This is a genomic window from Pseudomonas morbosilactucae (assembly GCF_023241665.1).
GTDB classification, from domain to species: domain Bacteria; phylum Pseudomonadota; class Gammaproteobacteria; order Pseudomonadales; family Pseudomonadaceae; genus Aquipseudomonas; species Aquipseudomonas morbosilactucae.
The window spans coordinates 1-19,992 of record NZ_JALQCX010000010.1 but is presented as its reverse complement, the minus strand read 5'-3'; the positions used below and the strand labels follow the sequence as shown (position 1 = coordinate 19,992).

General features: G+C 65.1%; 15 protein-coding genes and 1 pseudogene. 7 read left to right on the top strand and 9 right to left on the bottom strand.

Going from position 1 to position 19,992, the window contains the following annotated elements; genetic code table 11:
* Window positions 1-75: 75 nt before the first annotated feature.
* Window positions 76-657 (bottom strand): TetR/AcrR family transcriptional regulator, encoded by a 582-nt coding sequence (locus M1B35_RS05870; RefSeq protein WP_268261457.1) that lies wholly within the window; start codon window positions 655-657, stop codon window positions 76-78.
* Window positions 658-773: 116 nt separating this feature from the next.
* The gene (locus M1B35_RS05865) at window positions 774-1,850 is read right to left on the bottom strand and encodes a sigma-54 interaction domain-containing protein (protein WP_268261456.1); all 1,077 of its coding nucleotides are present in this window, start codon (window positions 1,848-1,850) and stop codon (window positions 774-776) included.
* A gap of 436 nt (window positions 1,851-2,286) precedes the next feature.
* Between M1B35_RS05865 and M1B35_RS05860 the strand changes: the two are divergent.
* The 6 genes and pseudogenes from M1B35_RS05860 (at window position 2,287) to M1B35_RS05835 (ending at window position 9,463) form a co-directional block, all read left to right on the top strand.
* Window positions 2,287-3,359 (top strand): annotated as a pseudogene (locus tag M1B35_RS05860) (ABC transporter substrate-binding protein).
* A 22-nt stretch (window positions 3,360-3,381) separates the two neighbouring features.
* On the top strand, window positions 3,382-4,605 hold the full coding sequence (locus M1B35_RS05855; protein ID WP_268261455.1) for a lipase family protein: 1,224 nt from the start codon (window positions 3,382-3,384) through the stop codon (window positions 4,603-4,605).
* A 15-nt stretch (window positions 4,606-4,620) separates the two neighbouring features.
* Complete coding sequence (locus M1B35_RS05850; protein ID WP_123332787.1) at window positions 4,621-5,829, top strand: LLM class flavin-dependent oxidoreductase; 1,209 nt, start codon at window positions 4,621-4,623, stop codon at window positions 5,827-5,829.
* Between the two features lie 4 nt (window positions 5,830-5,833).
* Window positions 5,834-7,423: an ABC transporter substrate-binding protein gene (locus M1B35_RS05845; protein WP_268261454.1), complete on the top strand. Its 1,590-nt coding sequence runs from the start codon at window positions 5,834-5,836 to the stop codon at window positions 7,421-7,423.
* Window positions 7,424-7,473: 50 nt separating this feature from the next.
* Entirely contained in the window at window positions 7,474-8,559 is a 1,086-nt protein-coding gene (locus tag M1B35_RS05840) for an LLM class flavin-dependent oxidoreductase (protein WP_123332783.1), read from the top strand.
* A gap of 445 nt (window positions 8,560-9,004) precedes the next feature.
* Window positions 9,005-9,463 carry an REP-associated tyrosine transposase gene (locus tag M1B35_RS05835; RefSeq protein WP_268261453.1) on the top strand — a complete coding sequence of 153 codons (459 nt, stop codon included), beginning with the start codon at window positions 9,005-9,007 and terminating at the stop codon, window positions 9,461-9,463.
* 72 nt (window positions 9,464-9,535) lie between these two features.
* Here the strand turns inward: M1B35_RS05835 and M1B35_RS05830 are convergent, their stop codons facing one another.
* The 7 genes from M1B35_RS05830 to M1B35_RS05800 form a co-directional block, all read right to left on the bottom strand.
* Entirely contained in the window at window positions 9,536-11,374 is a 1,839-nt protein-coding gene (locus M1B35_RS05830) for a dipeptide ABC transporter ATP-binding protein (protein WP_268261452.1), read from the bottom strand.
* Window positions 11,371-12,216, bottom strand: a complete 846-nt coding sequence (locus M1B35_RS05825; RefSeq protein ID WP_123332777.1) for an ABC transporter permease — start codon at window positions 12,214-12,216, stop codon at window positions 11,371-11,373. Before M1B35_RS05825 ends, M1B35_RS05830 begins: the two co-directional genes overlap by 4 nt.
* A 10-nt stretch (window positions 12,217-12,226) precedes the next feature.
* On the bottom strand, window positions 12,227-13,288 hold the full coding sequence (locus M1B35_RS05820; protein WP_268261451.1) for an ABC transporter permease: 1,062 nt from the start codon (window positions 13,286-13,288) through the stop codon (window positions 12,227-12,229).
* Window positions 13,281-14,852 carry an ABC transporter substrate-binding protein gene (locus M1B35_RS05815; RefSeq protein ID WP_268261450.1) on the bottom strand — a complete coding sequence of 524 codons (1,572 nt, stop codon included), beginning with the start codon at window positions 14,850-14,852 and terminating at the stop codon, window positions 13,281-13,283. Before M1B35_RS05815 ends, M1B35_RS05820 begins: the two co-directional genes overlap by 8 nt.
* A 10-nt stretch (window positions 14,853-14,862) precedes the next feature.
* Entirely contained in the window at window positions 14,863-16,062 is a 1,200-nt protein-coding gene (locus M1B35_RS05810) for an LLM class flavin-dependent oxidoreductase (RefSeq protein WP_268261449.1), read from the bottom strand.
* A 336-nt stretch (window positions 16,063-16,398) separates the two neighbouring features.
* On the bottom strand, window positions 16,399-17,130 hold the full coding sequence (locus M1B35_RS05805) for a class II aldolase/adducin family protein (RefSeq protein WP_123332769.1): 732 nt from the start codon (window positions 17,128-17,130) through the stop codon (window positions 16,399-16,401).
* 15 nt (window positions 17,131-17,145) lie between these two features.
* Window positions 17,146-18,201, bottom strand: a complete 1,056-nt coding sequence (locus M1B35_RS05800) for an ABC transporter substrate-binding protein (RefSeq protein WP_268261448.1) — start codon at window positions 18,199-18,201, stop codon at window positions 17,146-17,148.
* A 402-nt stretch (window positions 18,202-18,603) separates the two neighbouring features.
* Between M1B35_RS05800 and M1B35_RS05795 the strand changes: the two genes are divergently transcribed.
* Complete coding sequence (locus tag M1B35_RS05795) at window positions 18,604-19,869, top strand: acyl-CoA dehydrogenase family protein (protein ID WP_268261447.1); 1,266 nt, start codon at window positions 18,604-18,606, stop codon at window positions 19,867-19,869.
* The last annotated feature ends 123 nt before the right edge of the window (window positions 19,870-19,992 follow it).

Genomic DNA, 19,992 nt, shown 5'->3' with positions numbered 1-19,992 from the left:
ATTCCAAAACTAGGCGAATTTTTCCCGCAACGACGCACAAACCTTAGTCCGTATCGAAGTCGATTGTTTTATAAATCAAAGGCTTTGTAGCGCAACCTCAAGCACATTCAATAAACGCTCGCGGCGCTCGCCGGGGGCACTGCCTTTGCCCAGCACGCGCAAACCCTGGACGGTGCAGACCACAAAACTGGCCAAGGCTGCTGGGTTTTTGTCGGGGTCGATATCGCCTTCCGCCTGGCCCCGGCGCAAGAGCCGCGCCAATGCAGCTTCGACCCGCCGAAAGTTCTGCGCCACAAGCTCGGCCACCACCGGGTCCTGCCCCGCCACCTCCAGTGCGGCATTGGCCGCCAGGCACCCCAGGCGCTGGGTGTCGTCGAGTTCATCGTCGACGATGCGCAGCAGCAACTGGCGCACCAGCGCCTTGGCCGGCGCGTCCTGGGCCAGCAAGGTGATGTTGGCGTTGCTCTGCTCCTGGTAGCGCTTGAGGGCGCAGGTGTACAACCCGTGCTTGCTGTCGAAAGCGTTGTACAGGCTGCTGCGGCTCAGGCCGGTGCCTTCCACCAGGTCCTGGATCGAGGTCGCGGCGTAACCGCGTTGCCAGAACACCTGCATCGCGGCGTCGGCAATCTGGTCGGGGTCGAACTCCTTGGGGCGCACGGTAATCACCTGTACTGGAATGATCGTTCCACAAGCTAAAGGAGGCCTGCCCATCCGTCAATCACCTTGGGTAAAAAACGCCCGTACCCGGGCACGGCACTAGGGTCAGGCTCGCGTTACTCGACGGTGGCTGGGCGATTGAGTTCGCCGATTTTTTCCAGGCGCGCACGCACGATGTTGCGGCTGATGTTCAGCAAGCGCCCGGTCTGCAATTGGTTGCCGTGGCAGTAGCGATACGCCGCACGAAAGATGGTTTCTTCGATGTGCTCGTAGAGGTCGGGGATGTTCTGTTCGAACAACGCGTTGAGCGCGCTTTCCAGATCCGCCGGGGCAGCGCCCACAGACGCGTGGCCGGCATGGGCCGCCTCGTCCTGGCGAATGCCGGATGAGCGCATGTCCACCAGGTGCAGGTCGGCCGGGGCCACCCGCTGATTGCGGCACACCAGCAAGGCGTGGTGAATGGCGTTTTCCAGCTCGCGGATGTTGCCGGGCCAGCTGTGCTCCAGCAGCTTGCGCTCGGCCTCGATGCTCAGCGAGGCACGGTTGTAGCCCAGGCGCTGGCAGTGTTCCTCCAGGAAAAATTCCGCCAGCGGCAGGATGTCCCCCGGCCGTTCGCGCAGGGGCGGCAGGCGAATGGTGGCCACATGCAGGCGGTAGAACAGGTCTTCGCGAAAGTGCCCGGCCACCACGGCGTCCGCCAGGTTGACGTTGGTCGCCGCCACCAGCCGCACATTGATCGGGATCGGCGTTCGCGACCCCAGGCGCACCACTTCCCGCTCCTGCAACACCCGCAGCAACTTGACCTGCATGTTCAACGGCAAGTCGCCGATTTCATCGAGGAACAAGGTGCCGCCATTGGCCGCCTCGAACCAGCCGGCCTTGTGGGTGGTGGCACCGGTGAAGGCGCCCTTTTCATGACCGAACAACTCGCTTTCCACCAGGGTTTCAGCGAAGGCACCGCAGTTCACGGCGACAAAGGGTTCGCGCCCACGCCGACTGAGGTGATGGATATGCCGCGCCACCAACTCCTTGCCGGTACCGGTTTCGCCAATGATCAAGGTGTTGGCCTCACTGGGGGCCAGGCGCTCGATGCGGCTGAGCAATTCCTGGGAGCGCGGGTCCTTGAACACCAGGACGGTGGCCCGCACCGACTTGGTCAACTCGCGAGCGTTTGGATGGGTGATCAGCGACATGGTGCATTCCTGGCAGTAAAAGCGCGGGCTCAATAGTGCACGAAGATATTTAGACTAAAAAATTATTAATTAATATTTAAATATTCCTTAAATGCATATGCAGTTTTATTGCATCCGACCTGCTGCTGGAGCAGCAACGGGTAAGCACCCGGCTGTTCGCAGATCAGCAGCCCCTGGCTGCAAGCGTCTCAGGCACAAACGCTGAACACCACGCCCTACAAGGGCTGCAGCGTTTTTTTTGGCCCATGGCATGCAATCTGCTCTCTCCCTGCCAACACCCTTCACAGAAACACCGCCCCACCCGCTGTTGTAGGAGCTGGCTCGCCAGCGATGGCGTCCGCCAGGGCCATGCAAGGCTCATGGGCCCCTCGCCGGCACGCCGGCTCCTACAGGGGAACGTCGGTGTTGTTGGGTAATTTTTTTTAGGGAGAGTGCAATGCAAGCTTTATGGCGCAATACGCTGGCCGCACTGGCCGCACTGTTGCTCAGTGTCACGGCCCTGGCCGAATCGGCGCCGGCCTCGGTAAAGATCGCCATCGTCGCCTTTACCCAGGGCGGCAAGCCCGTGTTCGGCGGCATTGCCGGGCGGGTCATCGAGGACGGCTGGCTGGAACAGCAACTCCAGCAGCGCGGGGTCAAGCTGGAATGGATCGCCCTGCCCCACGCCGGCGCGGTCCGCAGATCAACGAAGGTTTCAGCAACAACAGCATCGACTTCGCCGTACGCGGCGACCTGCCCTCGGTGATCGCTGGCGCCGGCGGCGTGCCCGGCAAGCTGATCGTGCCTGGTGGCAGCGGCAACAATATCTACCTGGTGGTCCCCGCCAACTCCACGGCCAAGAGCATCGAGGACCTCAAGGGCCAGCGTGTAGCCCTGCACCGTGGCCGTCCCTGGGAGTTCGCCTTCAGTAACTTCCTGGCCAGCAAGGGCCTGACGCTCGATGACTTCAAGATCGCCAACCTCAACCCACAGGTCGGTGCCGCAGCGGTGTCCGCCGGCAAGGTCGACGCGGCCGTGTTGCTCAATGAGGCCTACGCCCTGGAAGACAAAGGCGTGGGCAAGATCATCTGGTCGACCAAGCAAGGCGCCAATGACTGGCGCCTGATCTCCGACCTCTGGGGCACTGACCGCTTCATCGACCAGCACCCGGAGCTCACCCAACTGCTGGCCACTGCCTGGGTCAAGGCCGCGTGGTGGCTGTCCCAGGAACAGAACCAGGACGCCTATTACCAACTCTCGTCCCGCGCCGGCACCGCTGAAAGCGTGCTGCGCCGCGACGATCAAGGCGACCCGGTGGCCTGGAAAGAACGCTGGGCGCCCAAGAGCGATCAGCAGCTCAAAGCCCACTACCAGGCCCTGAGCGCCTACGCCCTGGCCAACCAATTGATCCGCACGCCCTACGACATCAGCCCGGCCCTGGCCACCGGCTTCACCAACCAGGCGCTGATCGACCTGCAACTCACCGACTACTGGCCCGCCCTGCGTGGCCAAGTCACCGCCCATCCTTGAATCCTGACCACGAGTCCTCTTGATGAAACTGCCCGCTAAATTCGTTTTCGGCCTGAGTGTACTGGCCTTGTCCATGTCGGCCCTGGCCGCCGGTACCTATGCCCCCAAGCCCGACCCGCAACAGGGCGACGGGCGCGTCTCGGCCTTCTACACCTGGGCCGACGCCATCCCCGCCACCCCAGGCAAACTGCTGCGCAGCGAGCCCCTGGAAAAGACCCTGAGCCTGCCCAACGCCGCCAGCGCCCAACGGATTCTCTACAGCTCCACCGATGGCATCGACAACAAGACCCCGATCGTAGTCTCCGGCACCCTGTTCCTGCCCAAAGGCAAGGCCCCGGCCGGCGGTTGGCCAGTAGCCACCTGGGGCCACGGCACCGTGGGCGTGGCGGATGTCTGCGCGCCCTCGTGGCAAGGTCGTTCCTACCGTGACGTGCAGTACCTGAGCCGTTGGCTGGACGAAGGTTTCGCCATTGTCGCCACCGACTACCAGGGCCTGGGCGTGCCCGGCGGCCATCCGCTGCTGAACAACCGTATGGCCGCCTACGGCATCCTCGATGCGGCCAAGGCGGTGGTCGCCGGGGTTCCGGGCCTGGCCAACAAAGTGCTGGTGATCGGCCAGTCCCAGGGCGGTGCCGGGGCCTTCGCCTCGGCCGCCTACGCACCGACCTACGCCCCAGACCTCGGGCTCAAGGGCAGCATCGGCACCGGGGTGATCTACACCGTGGGCGCAAAAAACGTCGGCGAACAGGACCCGAACAAAGTCGACGCGGCCCTGGCCTACGGTTTCTACACCCTGCTTGCGGCCCAGCAGTACGACCCGAGCATCGACCCTCGCGACTTCTATACCGACAAGGCCCTGCCCCTATTCGAACAGGCCCGCACCAGCTGCCTGGCCGCCCTGGTCAGCGACGTGGTGGGGGTCGGCCTGACCCCGGCCAACGCCAAGAAGGACTACCAGGGCAACCAGCTCGCGGCCTGGCAGAAGCAGGTTTCCTACCCGACCCTGAAGGCGCCACAGCCGATCTTCATCGGCACCGGTGCCGAAGACAAAACCCCGGCCGCCACCACCCAAGTGGCCCTGATGCAGGATGCCTGCAAAGCCGGCTCGGTGGTCGAGGGCCACCTCTACAAAGGCCTGGGCCACAGCGAAACGGTCAACGCCTCGCTCAAGGATTCCGTGCCCTTCGCCCACAAGGTCATCAACGGCCAACCCATCACCCCGATCTGCAGCCCTAGCGTGCAGTGACCCGGAGCCCCTTGAATGAGCATTGAATTTTTCACCCGCCTGCCCCTGCACGGCGAAACCCAATTCCTCCCCGGCGACCCACGCAACCGTGGCGACTGGCACCGTGGCGGGCCCAGCACCGGCGCGGTCTCGGCCTTCAGCGTCGGTGATCATTTCACCTACATCGACTACCTGGGGCAGATTGCCAAGGCCGCGGAAATCAACGGCTTCGGCGGCGCACTGATGGTCAACGCGCCGTCCGGCGAAGAGCCCTGGACCGTGTGCTCGCTGCTGGCCCGGGAAACCCGCAGCCTGAAGTTCGTCACCGCGTTCCAGCCCTATCACTACACGCCCTGGGTCGCGGTGCAACAGGCCGCCACCTACCAGCGCGCCACCGGCAACCGCCTGGTGTGGAACATCATCAACGGCGGCTCAGACGCCATGCAGCGCCAGGTCGGGGATTTCAGCGACCACGATGAACGCTACGAGCGGGCCACCGAGTTCATGGACGTGGTCAAGGGCTACTGGCACAACGAGAACTTCCACTACAGCGGGCGCTTCTACCAGGCTGAGGGCGGTGGCCTGCGCGGGCCGCTGAAAAAAGCCGAGCTGCCGCTGATCTGCACCGCTGGCTCATCGATCCCGGCCCGGGAGTTCGCTGCCAAACACGCCGATTTCTACCTGATGCGGGCCGAACACCCGGACGAAATTGCCGCTCTGATTGCCGATATTCGCCAACGCGCCTTGAAGTACGGGCGCAGTCAGATCCGCTTTGGCCTGTCGATCGACGTCATCACCCGGGAAACCGAGGAACTGGCGCGCACCGAGGCTCGGCGCTTCTTCGACGAAGGCATCGCCAAGGGCGCGGTCAAGGCCGTGGCCGCCCATGCCGGGCTGCGCACCGCGCGCAAGCTCAGCTACGAGGAGCAGTTCGCCGAAAAGACCGAAGCCCAGGGCTTCGAGGACTTTTTTATCCACCCCAATGTCTGGACCGGCTTCGGTTACATCGGCATTCCGCCGGGCTGCGCCCTGGTGGGCAGCTACGCCAACGTGGTCGAGCGGATTCGCGAATACAACGCCCTGGGCATCGACCTGTTCTTTCTCGCCGGCTACCCTCACCTGGAAGAGGCCTACCGCCTCGGGGAACACATCCTCCCGCACTTTCGCGCCGAGCGCGCCGAACTGAGCCGCCCCGAGGAGCCTGCCCTGGAACTGCGCTCCGCCAACGGCCCGGCAGGAGCCTGACGCCATGAGCCAGGACCCTCGTTCCTTGATCAGCCGCCGGGACTTTCTCAGCCACAGCGCCCTGTTCGGTGGCGGGTTGCTGTTGGGCAGCAGCCTGCTCGCCGGGTGTGGCCCGAACGGCGAGCAACCGGCCGCCACCCTCGGCGCCAGCACTCAGCCGCAGTACGGCGGGCGCCTGCGCCTGGGCATTCTCGACGGCAACCAGAGCGGCAACCTGGATGCCCACAAGCCCATCGGCAGCGGGATCATTCGCGGTTTCGCCCTGTACAGCAAACTCTGGGAATGGGACGAGCACATGCAGCCGCGCCTGGCCCTGGCCGAGTTCGCCGAACCCAATGCCGACGCCAGCAGCTGGACCTTGCGCCTGCGCCCGGGCCTGGAATTCCACCACGGCAAGACCATCGACGCCGACGACCTGATCTTCTCCATCCGCCGCCTGACCGACCCGCAACTGGCCTCGCCCTATGCCGCGCTGCTGCACTGGGTGGACCGCGACAACCTGGTCAAGCTCGACAATCGCACCGTGCGCCTGGGCTTTCGCGAGGGTCGCAGCTACCTGCCCCTGGCGGAAACCTGGGTCAACTTCGGCGGCATCGTCCCGGTGGATTACCACCCCGTGACCAACCCGGTGGGTGCCGGGCCCTACAAGCTCAAGAGTTTCACCCCGGGCCAGCGCTCGCTGTTCACCCGTTTCGAGAATTACTACAAGGATGGCAAGCCTTACGCCGACGAGCTGGAAATCATCGACTTCAAGGACCAGGTATCGCGCCTGGCCGCCCTGCGTTCTGGGCAGATCGACATGGCCAACGTGATGCCCACCGAACAACTGGAGGTGCTGCGTCGCGACCCTCGGGTACGGCTGCTGAAATCGGTGACCGGCAACTGGCTGTCGTTCGACATGAACCTGGACAAGCCCCCCTTCAACGACCCCCGGGTGCGGGAAGCCTTTCGCCTGCTGGCGGACCGCGAGGAACTGGTGCGCCGCGCCCTCAATGGCCAGGGCCGGGTGGCCAACGACCTGTATGCCCCCAGCGACCCCACCTTCAACCACGGCCTTGGCCCCCGGGCCCACGACCCGCAGCGGGCGGCGCAACTGCTCAAGGAGGCCGGCCAGGAAAACCTCGAAGTGGAACTGGTGACCACCCCGGGGCCGGGCCTGGCATCGGCCCTGGTGCTGGCGGAACAGGCCAAGCGCATTGGCGTGACCCTCAAGGTTCGCCAGGTGGACCTGGCAACCTTCGACGGGCCGCAGCACAACGACTGGACCCTGAGCACCGGTGGCAGCATCGGTGCGCCATTCCTGGCCAGCGCCATGCACACCGATGCACCGTTTGCCGTGTCGAACAAAACCCATTTCAACGACCCCGAGTTCAGCCGGCTGTTTCTGGCCGCCATGGCCCAGCCCGACCTGGAGCAACGCAAGGCCTTGGTGCACCAGGCCCAGCAGATCCAGTACCAGCGCGGCGGCCTGTTGATCTGGGGGTACGCCGACCTGCTGGACAGCGTGGCCACCCGCGTCGGTGGCGCGGCGGCCGAAGAATCGCTGTTCAGCACCTGGCGCTTTGAAAACCTCTGGCTCAACGACCGTGCGTGAGCCACACGCTGCGTTGACCTGCCCTTATCTGCCCTTTATAGGAACCGCCCATGTCCATTGAATTTGTCGGCATGATCTTCCCCCGCCAATGGTCGGAAACCCGTGGCGCCCGTAGCCCGGACTTCGACCTGGAATTTATCCGTCACCACGCCCGTAGCCACGAACACGCCGGCTTCGACCGGGTGCTGATCGCCAGCGGCCCCGGCAGCGCCGACAGCCTGCAAATCGCCGCCTACGCCGCTGCCCACACCGAGCGCCTGGGTTTCATGATCGCCCACCGCCCGGCGCTGACCGCCCCCACCGTGGCGGCCCGGGCCTTCGCCACCCTGGACCACACCACCGGCGGCGGGCGAATTCGCTTGCACGCCATCACCGGCATCACCGCCGAACCCCAGGAAGGCGACACCCTGCTGGACAAGACCGAACGCTACAAACGCACTGACGAATACCTGGAAATCGTCCGCCGCACCTGGACCGCTGAAGAACCCTTCGACTTCGAGGGGCAGTACTTCAACATCAAGGGCGCCTTCTCCCCGGTCAAACCCCTGCAGCAGCCGCACATCCCGATTTCCTTCGGCGGTTCTTCTGACATCGCCTACCAGATCGCGGTGAAACACGCCGACCTCTACGCCTTATGGGGCGAGCCCCTGAGCGGCGTCGCCGAGCAGATCGGCAAACTGCGCGCAGCCGCCAGCGCGGCGGGCGTGGCAGCGCCCAAGGTCAGCCTGTCGGTGCGCCTGATCCTCGGCGCCACCGAGGAGCTGGCCTGGCAACGGGCGGAGCAGATCCTGGCGCAGATCAAGGCCAACCCGCAGTTCGCCGCCGGCAGCCCCTGGCAAAAACGCCTCAAGGGCACCGGCTCCGAACGCCTGTTGGCCGCTGCCGCCCAGGGTGACCGCCACGACCGCGCCCTATGGATGCCCACCGCCACCGCCGTCGGTGCCTACGGCGACACCACCGCCCTGGTCGGCACCCCGGAAACCGTGGCCCAAGCCCTACTGGATTACGTTGACTTGGGCGTCACCACCTTCCTCAACCGCGGTTACGACCCGTTCTACGACACCGTTGACTACGGCCGCTGGATCATCCCCGCCGTCCGCGAAGAAGCCCGTCGCCGCAAAGCCCGGGTGGCCTGAACCCACCGTCCACCCCCTGTAGGAGCTGGCTTGCCAGCGATAACGCCGCCGAACAGGGCGCAGGACATAAGGCCCCAATCGCCGGCAAGCCGGCTCCTACAAAAAGGCGACGCTGGTGCACGCCGTTTCACACCCAGATCGCGTCCCATAACGGGTAGTCCTGCACCCTCAACCTTGTGAATGCGGGCTCATGCCGATGGCTGGCCCAAGGAGCTGGCTTGCCAGCGATGGCGTCCGCCGCAGGTGTACATATCCAGATGCAATGAGGGCTCGTCCAGGCGTTGATCGCCGGCAAGCCGGCTCCTACAGGGCGTGCGTGGTCGTTGTAGGAGCTGGCTTGCCAGCGATTACGTCCTCCTGGACACCTCCAGAACAACTCTTCAGCACTGCCAGTGCATTCCCCGCATTAGCCTTGTTCTTGTCATGGACACAACAGGGCAATGGAATGACCACCTGGCCTCACGCCAAGCGCTTGCGCGCCGGGCGCTATTCCCAATCGGGACAGCTTTACCTGTTGACCGCCGTTACCCTGGATCGCCAGCCTCTATTTGCGGACTGGCGCTGCGGGCGGCTGTTGGTGGGGCAGTTTCGGCAGGCTCAGGATCAGGGTCTGGCGGATTCTCTCGCCTGGGTGGTGATGCCGGATCATTTTCACTGGTTGGTCGAACTCAGGCACAGCAGCCTGTCGGCGTTGATGCTCGCCACTAAATCCCGCAGCGCCCGGGAGATCAATGCCCGCTTGGGGCGTAGCGGTCGCCTGTGGCAGAAAGGCTTTCACGACCGGGCCATCCGCCGGGAGGAAAACGTGCAGGCGGTGGCCCGGTACATCATTGCCAACCCGATTCGTGCGGGCCTGGTCAGCAGGGTGCAGGACTATCCGTTATGGGATGCGATTTGGGTGTGAAACGGCGTGCACCAACGTCGCCTTTTTTAGGAGCCGGCTTGCCGGCGATCAGCGTTGGTAACGCCTGGCGTATCAACGACCCAAGGTCGGTGAGTTTTCCAGCAGGGTGCGGGTGTAGGCCGCCTGGGGCTGGTCGAGCACCCTGTCCACGGCCCCCTGCTCCACCACCCGCCCGTGTTTGAGCACCAGCACCCGGTCGGCAATGGCGCGCACCACCCCGAGGTCATGGGTGACAAACAGCAAGGTCAGCCCCTCCCCCTGCAATTGCCGCAGCAACCCCAGGATCGAAGCCTGGACCGACACATCCAGGGCCGAGGTGATTTCATCGCAGATCAACAACTTCGGCTCGCACACCAGGGCTCGGGCAATCGCTACCCGCTGGCGCTCACCGCCCGACAGGCTATGGGGATAGAGATCGCCCACCGACGCTGGCAACGAAACGCGCTTGAGCACCGCCACGACCCGCTCCCGGGCTGCGCCCCCCGTGATTCCGAAGAAGTGCTGCAAGGGCGTGCTCAGGGTTTGAAACACCGTCTGCCGAGGGTTCAACGCGCGATACGGGTTCTGGAATATGTACTGGATCTGGTGCCGCAACCCGGCCTCCCGTTGCCGCGCCGCCAGTGGCAAGGCCTGCCCGGCGTAGCGCAGCTCACCCTCGGTATTTTCCCCCAACCCGGCCACAGCCCGGGCCAGGCTGGTCTTGCCGGAGCCGGACTCGCCCACCAGCGCCAGGCATTCTCCCGGGGCCAGGCGCAGCGAGATGTCGAACAGCACCTGTCGGTCATAGGCCACGTTCAAGCCGTTGATTTCCAGGAGCGGCGCGCCCTGATCCCGTGCCTCGCCAAGGGCCACGGGGGCCTGCGCCACCCATTGCAGTTCCTGGTGATGGGGGTCGATGCAGGCCACCTGCTGCCCCGCTTGCACCCCGCGCAAGGGCGGCTCGGCCTGGGAGCATTCAGCGCGGCTGCGCGGGCAACGAGGCGCAAAGGCGCAGCCCGACGGACGCTGCCCCGGGGCCGGTGCATGGCCGGGGATCGCCTGCAGGTCGCGCCGCTGGGCCACGTCTGGAATCGCCGCCAGCAAGCCACGGGTGTAAGGGTGGCCCGGCTGCCGGAACAGCACCTCGCGGGTCGCGGTTTCCACCAGGCGCCCGGCGTACATAACCATCACCCGGTCCACCAGGTCCTTGATCACCGCCAGGTCGTGGGACACATACACCGCCGCCACCCCGAGGCTTTTGCACAGCCTGCGCAGGGTGTCGAGGATATGCGCCTGGGTGGTCACATCCAGGGCGGTGGTCGGCTCATCGAGAACGATCAGCCGTGGCCGCAGGACAAATGCCAGGGCCAGCATCACTCGCTGTTGCTGGCCACCGGAGAGTTGGTGGGGAAAGCGCCGCAGAAAGTCCGGATCGGACGGCAGGCCGACATCGCGCAGGGTGTCGAGGATGCGTTGCTGCTGCGCCGCGCGGTCCAGGCGCACCTGATGCACCGCCAGGGTTTCGCGCAGCAGCCCGCCAATGCGCAACGCTGGGTTCAAAGCGGTGGCCGGGTCCTGGGCGACGTAGCCGATCAGGCTGCCCCGGGCCCGGCGCAAGGCCTCACCCTGCAATTCCAGCAAGGCCTGCCCGGCCACTTCGATGCGCCCGGAAACAATCCGCGCACCGCGTCGAGCATGGGCTAGCAAGGCCGTGGCCAGGGTGGTCTTGCCCGAGCCGGACTCCCCTACCAGGCCAAGAATCTCCCCGGCGTCGAGGCTGAACGACACCCCCGAGAGCACGTCCACCTGGCCCTGCAATTCCACTCGCAATTCACTGACCTGCAGCACCCGCTGGTGCTCCTGATCAGGGTCTTGATAGGAGTCCCAGGCATTCACTGGGGCTGGGGACTCGATCCCGGCAAGGGCGTTCATGGTTGTTTGTCTCCGATCCGCGAACTGCTGCGGCCAATGCCTTCAGCGAGAATATTGGTGCCATAGGCAAAGATCCCGATCAGCACCGCTGGCGCCAGCACCGCCCAGGGCTGCACCAGCAGGCCGGCCTGGTTTTCATTGATCATCAAGCCCCAGTCGGCGGTGGGCGGTGCCACCCCGTAGCCCAGGAAGCTCAAGCCCGAGAGCATGCCCACGCCCCAGGTCAGCATGTTGCCGAAGTGCACCAGCAGCGGCGTGAGGATGTTCGGCAGGATCTCGCGAAACAGAATCCGCCGCCGCGAGTAGCCCATCATCTGCGCGGCCTCGACAAACTCCTGCCCCGCCACCGCCACCGCGCTGCCCCGGGCCAGGCGAATCACCCCGGGGGTAAAGGCAATGGCCACGGTGAGCACGATCAGCCAGGGCGCACGCCCGAGCATGGAGACAATCAGCAGCACCAGGATCAGGTCGGGAAAGGCCAGGGACACGTCCGCCAGCCAGGTGATCAACTGGTCCAGGCGACGTCGGGAAAACCCCGCCAACAGGCCCAGGCTGCTGCCGACCAGCAAGGCGATCGACGCCGCAGCGACCGACATCCACAGCACCGACAAGCCGCCACTGAGCAAACGCGACAGCACGTCGTGGCCGAGAAAGTCGTAGCCCAGCCAGGCCGCCGCCGAGGGCGCGCCGTACACCGGGCCGAGCATGTCGGTGGGCGCATGGGGCGCCAGCCACGGGCCGAACAACGCCAGCGCCACCACCAGCAGGGTAATCAGTGCGCCCTTGCGGGTTTGCGGTTCGGCCAGCCACAGACGCCAGCGAGTAGAACGGGAAATGCTCATGGATGGCCTCTCATGGCGCCTTGGATGGCGAGCGCCGCCACCAGGGCTGGATGCCCCGGCGGTTACGGCGAATCAGGGTCACCCGGCGCGCAGTACGCAGTTTCGGGGTGAGCAGCACGGTCAGCAGGTCCGCCAGCAGGTTGATCAGCACCACCGCCAGGGTAATCACCAGCACGATGCCCTGGATCATCGGCAGGTCGCGCATCTGGATCGCCGAGTTCAACGACGTGCCGATACCCGGGTAGCTGAAAATCACCTCGGCCAGCAGCGCGCCGCCGATCAGCGTGCGCAGGGTCAGGGCCACACCCTGGATCGCCGGGATCAGGGCATTGGGCAAGGTGTGGCGCCAAACGATGCGCCACTCGGGAATGCCCCGCAGGCGCGCGGCAATCACGTAGTCGGACTCCAGCGCCTCGATCATCGCCGCCCGCACCATGCGCGTCAGATACGGCAACGCCGACAGGCTCAGGGCCACCACCGGCAACACCAGGAACTTCAACTGGCGCCAAAGCGACTGGTCCGGGTCGAGGATCGACACCGCCGGCAGCAGGTCCATGTGCGGCATGGAAAACAGCAGCACCAGGCCGATGGCCAGGAGAAACCCCGGCGTCGCCTTGAGGAAGATCAGCAGCGACAGGCTCCAGCGATCCAGGCGGCTGTCGCGACGCAGGGCCAGGAACACCCCCAGCACCAAGGCCAGGGGCACCACCAGCGCGATGACCCCGGCCAGCAGCGCCAGGGTGTAGCCGAAGCGCCCGAAGAGGATGCTACTCACGGGGGCATTGGAGTCCAGGGAGACCCCCAACTCGCCGGTCAGGGCATGGCCCAGCCAGCGCAGGTACTGCTCGAAAATCGGCCGGTCCAGCCCCAACTGGCGTTGCAGGGTGAGGATGCTCTCCAGGGGCGCTTCGGGGCCGAGGATCACCCGGGCCGGGTCCGACGGCAGCGCCTGGGTGGCGACGAACACCACCAGGCTGATGACCCAGGCAGTGAGCAGGCCGTAGCCCAGGCGCCCGATAAACCACGACAGCCAGGCTGGGGTACGTGACGGTTTGGCACAAGGTTCAGACATGGTTCAACCACAACTCGTCAAAGCGCCAGGAGGCGAAGGTGGTCTGTTCCGGCTGCAAACCGCCTACGCGGATCGAGGCCGCGTCCAGCACATCGTTGAAGCCCCAGATCAGCAGGCCGCCGCGCTCATGCTGGATGCCCTGGGCTTCATGCACCAGTTGCTTGCGCCGTTCCAGGTCGGGCTGGGCCAGGGCTTGCTGGTAGAGCTCGGTGAACCGCGGGTCGTGGAAATTGCTGCGGTTGTAGATCGCCTGGGGCGCGTCGTTGTGCAGCGCCGAGGCGAGAAAGCCCCGGGCCGGCGTCGAACCGGGGGACAGCAGCCAGTTTTCCCGCTGGGGTCCGTTGAACACCGAGCCATCGACCTGGGTGACCTTGACCTCGACCCCGGCCTTTTTCGCTTGCTGGGCAAACACCAGCGCCGCGTTGACCCCGGGCCCCGAGGGGGTGGTCAGCTCCACCCGCAGATCGCTCTGCCCGGCCTGGCGCAACAGCGAGCGCGCCTGCTCCAGGTCATGGGGCCGCTGGGCAATGCTGTGGTTGTAGGTCGGGTCTTTGGGCGAATACAGGTCGTTGGCGATGCGCCCGAAACCATTGAGGCCGCGGTCCACCAGTTCCTGGCGGTCAGCCAGCAAACGAAAGGCCTGACGTACCCGCAGGTCCTGGAACGGCGCCTTGGCCAGGTTCAGGTTGAAGCCGGTAAACGAGGTGCTCGGCGAGGCATAGACCCGCAGCCGAGTGTCGGCCTTGAGCAGCGCGCTGTGCTCGGCCTGGACCCCGCTGGCGACATCGATCTGCCCGGCACGCAGGGCCGCAGCACGGGACACCTGGTCCTTGAACTCGATGATCTCCAGCTCATCGGCGTAGGGTTGGCCGGGCTTGTAGTAGTTATCAAAACGGGTGTAGAGCGAGCGCTGCCCGGGAATAAAGCTCTTGAGCTTGTAGGGCCCGGCGCCCACCGGGTTGGTGACGGGGTGGTAATCGGTGGGCACGATGCCACCGAAGCTGATCAGGGTTTCATCCAGGGGGAAGAAGCTCTGGCCTTCCTTGAAGCGAATCTCGATGGTGCGCTCGTCCAGCTTGCGCAGGGCCTGGCGGTCGATAGCCCCCACCAGCCCAGCAAAGGGCGAGGCCAATTGCGGGTCGGTCAGGCGCAGGATCGAGAACAGCATGTCGTCGGCACCGATGCTCTTGCCGTGGTGAAACTCCAGGCCCGGTTTGATGCGGATGGTCCAGGCGCTGGCATCGGCATTGGGCTCGGCGAACTCGGCCAGGGCCAGTCGGGTGCTGACGTCCGGGTTCCATTCCCAGAATTTGCTGTACAGCGCCCAGCCGCGAATGATCCCGCCGCCCACGGGTTTGTGGGCGTCGAGGTTGCCGGACTGGTCGCCATCGATAATGCCCACCCGCAAGCGCCCGCCACGCACCGGGGTGCTGGACAAGGCGGCCGCGCCACTGACCGCCGCACCGCTGTCGCAACCGCTGAGCAGGCTGCTGCCAAGCAACAGGCCGCCACCGACGGCCAGACTGTTGCCCAGGAAGATCCGACGGGAAAATGCCTCGCTCATGCCCTTCTCCTCATGCCTGCTCAAGGCGGTCTGCACGGTGCGCGACCTTGGTGGTCACGCCCAGGCGCGGTACGTCGAAACCGTGGTCCAGGTCGAGCAACGGGAACAGCAAGTCGGCCACGCGGTGGGCTTCATCGATCAGCGGGAAGCCGGACAGGATGAACGCCGAGGTGCCCTGGGCTTCGTACTCGCGAATGCGCTCGGCGACCTGCTCGGCGCTGCCCACCAGGTAGGTGCCGGCGGCCGGACCGAGAATGTTGAAGCCGAACAGGCTCGGGCCAAGCCAGACATTGGGGTAGATCTCCAGGTCCCGGGCCTTGGGCAGGCGCCCGGCGCGGATGGCCTCGACATTGCTCTGGGTTTGCGGGTCGTCGCTGTGGAAGCTGTCCAGGGTTTCACCGGCCGGCAGCTGGCGCTCGATGGCGTTGCGTGCCGTCTGCAACGAAGTGCGCTGCAGCAGCTTCTCGGCGTGGGCCCAGGCTTCTTCCTCGGTTTCGCGGACGATGATTTGCAGGCGGGTGCCGAAGGTCAGTTCGCGCCCGACCTTGGCAGCTTCGGCGGCCACCTTGCGGAATTTTTCGCCGAGTTTCGGCGGGGTGTTGGCAAAGCTCAGGTACACATCCAGCAACTGCACCGAGTGAGCGACGCCAGGGCCCGAGGTGCCGGCGCCCCACAGCGGGATGCCGGGCTTCTGCTTCGGCGGGTGCCAACCGCCCAGGGGATGGCTGGCGGCGCCCGCAGCACGCGGGGCCAGCTTGACGTAGCGGCCGTCATAACCCGCGGTATCGCCGGCGTAGAAGCCCTGGAAGGCGCGCCAGTATTCGAGGCTGAAGTCATAACGTTCGTCGTGGGGGTAATGCACCCCCAAAGTGGCCAGGCCGGCGTCATTGCCGTTGACCACGTTGAACAGCAGGCGGCCGTTGGAGAACTGGTCGAACGTCAGCGCCCATTTGGCCAGGACCGCCGGCGACAGTTCGCCAGGGTGCTGCGCCACCAGGAAACGCAGGCGCTGGGTAGCGTCGATCAACGACGCGGCCACCACCAGGCTTTCATTGGGGCTCGAGCCCAGCAACGAGCCGTAATACCCCAGGCGATCGCTGGCCACGGCCAACTGCTTGAGGTGTTCGAAATCGGTCTTCCAACGCCCCTCCGGCTCCCATGGATAGGGCCCGTCCGGAGTGGTGAGGTACCAGAGAATCTTGACTGCCATGTGCCTGTTCCTTGAATAAATAAATGCCCTGAAAAAGCCAGGTCCTGCGGGCGATGGGGCTCAAGCCTTGTGTCGCGCTCAGGATCGCTATCGCTGGCAAGCCAGCTCCTACAGGGAGCGTGCCCTCGAACCCAACACGCCCCACGGCCGCCATCCCACCTGTAGGAGCCGGCTTGCCGGCGATAGGCCTCAAGCCTTGCGTCGCGCTCAGGACCGCTATCGCTGGCAAGCCAGCTCCTATGCAGAGACGTGCCCTCGAACCCAACTCGCCCCACGGACGTCATCCCACCTGTAGGAGCCGGCTTGCCGGCGATGGGGATACCCCTCGGTGCCTGGTCAGTCCCGGCGGTCGATGGCGGGGACCAGGCCCAGTTCGGTGGCGCGCTCGTAAAGGCCGCTCATCTTCCATTGCTGGGTCAGCACCCCGGGGCCGTAGGGCCGGGAGCCGCCGAGGGCATCGGCCAGCAGTTGCAATTGCGCGCCCTCCTCCAGCAACAGGATGAATTCAGCCGTGGCCCGCAACCCTTGCTTGCCCCACACGGTGGAGCCGCCGTTGGCTTCAAGGATCGCCAGGTTGAAGGGGTTCTCGGCAATCTTGTCGAGGATGAAATCCACCTCCTGCTGACGCCGGTCGATGTACACCGGCAGCTCACGGGCCAACTGGTAACGCTGCACCGGCACATAGTGGAACGGCAGCGTGCGCTGGGTTTGGGCCCAGGCGCCGAGGTACGGCGAGTGCACGTGGGACACGGTGGTGATGTCGGCGTGTTCCTGGAACAGCTTGGTGTAACGCCCAAAGCCGCCCTTGCCCTTGCCGACAATCACCTTGCCGGCGAAGTCGGTGACGGTGGCCGTCAGCGGCTTGCGGTAGTTCCAGGGCCCGCCGTAGTTGACCGACACCAGCAGCTCCTCGCCCGGCACCCGCTCGATAAAGCCCACGGTGCCGTTGGCGGTGATGGTGTTGGTTTCACGGAACACGGTAAACGCCTCTTCGGCCTCCACCAGCACCTGGTTGATAAAGCCCTGCAGCTCTTGGCTGACGGGTTGTTCGTTGATCAGTACGGTCATGGCAGTTCTCCGGATTCAGGCGCGGCGCTTGGCCAACAGTTCATGGGCAGCTTGCAACGGACGCGGATCGACCCAGTCGGCGATGGCGAAATCCCCTTCCAGGAAGCCGTGCAGGTAAAGAAAGTTCTTTTGGATATCGAGGAACTCCAGGCGCTGAGGCGACAGGTCCGGAGCCAGGGTGGTGTGGAATTCGCCGCGGTAGGCCTCGGCCACACCGGCGCTGCCGGCACGGGTTTCCTCTTCGAGAATGGCGTTCAGGGCCTGGCGGTTATTGGCCGCCCAATCCGCAGCGCGCAGGGTTTGCGCGAGGAAACGCACCACCAGGTCAAAGTGGTTGTCCAGCAGGCTCTGGTGCACGGTGATCGGACGCGGCGTGCCGTTGTTGATGCGGTGGCGCGGCTCGGCGATCAGGTCCAGGTCGATGCCCACCACCAGGCCCAGGCGGCGGGCGGCATCGGCAGCGGACGCACCCTTGACATACACCGCGTCCACGTCGCCGCGCACCAGGTAGTCCAGGCCCGACCACAGGCGCTGCAAACCTTCCTGGGGATTGCTCGCCAGTTCCTGGTTCTGCAGCGCCACCTCCACCAGCTCAACGTCGTCAAAACCCAGGCCCGCCAGGCTTAACGCGCCCTTGTAACCGTGCAAGCTCATGGCCCGGGCGATGCTGCCGGGACGGCTGTCGCCCCAGGCCGGCAGGGCCAGGCGCTTGCCCTTGAGGTCTTGGGGGCGACGGATACCGGAATCCGGGCGAACCAAAATAGTCTGCCACTCCTCGATCCAGGTCAGGCCGATCAAGCGGCTTGGCGAACCAGCGGCGCGGGCAGCCAGGGCCGGCACGTTGCCGCCTTCGCGAAACAGCCCGGGCAACTGGTGATCGTAATGGTGATGACCCAACTGCCGGGCCTCTTGCAAGGTCGAGACCGGCAGGCCATCGGCCGCGAATTCCTCGCTGAGCCAGCCGAGTTTGTAGGCGATTCCCGAAGCGGTCGGGACCGGGCAGCGGGTAAACCAGATCTGGTCCAGTTCAGCCTGGACAGCGGGCTTGGGCTGGGTGGCGGCAAGCGTCATGGAAGCTCCTTGGAATGGATGAGCAATAGCGTCGGTTGAGAGAGCTATTGCAGCGCCCGTGCCAAAAGCGCAAAGCCCCGGTTTACAAGGCCTTGCGCCCTGCCCGCAAAAAATCGCAACAGCCGATTGCTGGCCTGCCAGCAGCATTGCGCGGCGACTGCTGCTGTTGGAGCAGCAGGCCATAGGGCGCTGCTGCTCCAGCAACAACCGGAGGTTTCCAGGGTTTCGCCCGCACCTGTGCAAGCCACGCCGTTCAAGGCCTGCAGCGCATATTCAGACGCACAAAAACGCTCTGGCGCAGAACTTGCTCAAGGGTGTTTCAACACGGGCTGCCTTAAGTCCTGCGAGGGCTTTAGGCCAACACGGCGCCCGGCCATCGTTTTAATTACCCGAGGTACAGCAATGACTACGGTCGAACGCAACCCCGCGACACCGCTACACGAGCAAGCACCGATCCGCCTGTTGCAAAGCGAGGCCCAGGCCATTGCCGTGGCCAAAGAGATTGCCCGGGAGATTGCCGAAATCGCCGCCGACAGCCGGCAAAACGGCCAGCTGCCCAGGCGCCAGGCGCAACTCTTGTCAGAGAGCGGCCTGACCTCGATCGGCGTGCCCAAGTCATTCGGCGGTCTGGGGGCCTCGGTTGAAACCATCGTCGAAACCGTGCGCCTGATTTCCGTGGCCGATGGCGGCGTCGGCCAATTGCTGCAGATCCACAACGTGATGCTGCGGGGGATCTTCAACGGTTACCCCGATGAAGTACGCGATCGGCTGGTCAGCGACGTGCTGGCCGGCAAGCGCTTCGGCAATGCCCTGGCGGAGATCGGCGGCAAGAACAAGTTCGCCCTCAAGACCCGGGTCGAGCGCCGGGCCGATGGCAAGCTGATCCTTAACGGCAGCAAGTTCTACTCCACCGGCTCTTACCTCGCCGAATGGATTTCCCTGACCGCCGCCAGCGAAGACGGCGGCGCCGGGGTCCTGCTCAACCGCGACACCCCGGGCCTGACCCTGGTGGACGACTGGGACGCCTTCGGCCAGAAGAACTCGGTGAGCGGCACGGTGATCTTCGACAACATTGAGCTCGACGAGCGTTTTGTGTCCCAGCGCAAGGGCCCGATGAAACGCACCGGCCTGACCTTCCCACAGATTCTGCACGCGGCCATCGACACCGGGATTGCCGCCGGCGCCTTGTCGGCGGCGGTCGATTACCTCAAGCACAACGCCCGGCCCTGGGTGGAGAGCGGCGTCGACCATGCCAATGAAGAACCGCACATCATCAAGCAGATCGGCGAATACGCGGTGGCGCTGCGGGCCGCCGAATCCCTGCTGCGCGATGCCGCGCGGGTGTTCGACCAGCACGAACTGGACCCGGACAACAAGGAACTGCAGGACGAACTGATCCTCTCGGTGGCCACCGCCCGGGCCCATTCCGACGGGGCCTCGCTGAAGATTTCCAGCGACATCTTCTCGCTACTGGGAGCCAGTTCGTCCCTGAGTAAATGGAACCTCGACCGCTTCTGGCGCAACGCCCGGGTGCACACCACCCACGACCCGATCCGCTGGCGCCTGCACCACGTGGGCAACTACTACCTCAACGGCATCGACCCGGGCGAATACACCGCCATCCTCAACGCCAAGGAAAAACAAGGCGCCACCCGCCCGGCGACCTGAACCCGTTACACAAGCCGGCTTATGTAGGAGCTGGCTTGCCAGCGATAGCGTCCTCAAGGCCAACACCAGGCTGAAGGCCCCATCGCCGGCAAGCCGGCTCCTACAAGGGTGGCGACACCTCAC